The organism is Roseateles sp. P5_E11 (assembly GCF_054049355.1).
In genome coordinates, this window is record NZ_JBFUMO010001210.1 from 1 (window position 1) to 531 (window position 531).

At 65.2% G+C, this 531-nt stretch carries 1 protein-coding gene; it reads right to left on the reverse strand.

The annotated features are described in order from the left end of the window. Window positions 1–531: ABC transporter substrate-binding protein (locus ACXJKR_RS34380; protein WP_457326678.1), on the reverse strand; the 531-nt coding region annotated here is incomplete at both ends.

Sequence of the window (531 nt, forward strand, 5' to 3'; positions counted from 1 at the left end):
CACCAACGCTTCGCGCTTCTTCGGGTCGGTCTCGATGGTGGACGAGGCGGCCAGCGCGTCGGCCTCGTTGTTGACGATGCCGCCGTAGTTGGCCACACCGACGCCCTGCTCGCCCCGGTTGCGCAGCACCGGGGTCAGCATGATGTCGGCATCGGTCGAGCCCCCGCCCCAGCCGGTCAGGAAGAGGCTGGTGTCGAATTTCTCGACCTTGGGAAAGTACATCGTGCGCGGCATGGCGTTGACCTTGACCCTGACCTTGACCTGGGCCCACATGCTGGCCAGCGCGACACAGATGCGCTCGTCGTTGACGTAGCGGTTGTTGGGACAGTCCAGCGTGATGTCGAAGCCGTCCGGATAACCGGCCTCGGCCAGCAGCTTCTTCGCGGTCGCGACGTCATAGGGCAGGCGGGTTTCCAGCTTGGGGTCGCCATAGGCGCCGCGCGGCGATGAGGTCAGGCCACCGGTGGGCGTCGAATAGCCGCTCATCAGCTTGGTCTTGATGGCCTCGATGTCGATGGCGTGATACAGGGC